Source organism: Dellaglioa sp. CoH-55-MRSF-8, assembly GCF_056782195.1.
This window is the reverse complement of record NZ_JBXAYH010000214.1, coordinates 1-263: the sequence shown is the minus strand read 5'-3', so window position 1 is coordinate 263 and position 263 is coordinate 1. Positions and strand designations below refer to the sequence as shown.

The 263-nt window shown below is 60.8% G+C and carries 1 protein-coding gene; it reads left to right on the top strand.

Going from position 1 to position 263, the window contains the following annotated elements:
- Positions 1 to 33: 33 nt before the first annotated feature.
- A partial coding sequence (locus tag AC1RPW_RS08525; protein ID WP_481769532.1) for a hypothetical protein occupies positions 34 to 263 on the top strand: 230 nt, incomplete at its 3' end.

Below are 263 nucleotides of genomic sequence, written 5' to 3'. Positions count from 1 at the left end.
ACTTAACTCCTACATGTAGGCAATTGTGGGCACATGGCTAAGACGATCGCGCGCCGCCCTCCGGGCGAGCTGACCGATCCCGTTGGGATGAACTACGTCGTCAACCGCCGCTACAAGCAGCGACTAGAAGAACTCGCCCACAGTGCGGGTGTCTCCGCTGCCGTGATGTTCGAGCAGATTCTCGATCATGTCGAGGTGACTGCCGACAACGTGCCGACCTGGTGGACACCCAGGCCGGCACCCGAGGAGCTGCCTATCAACCC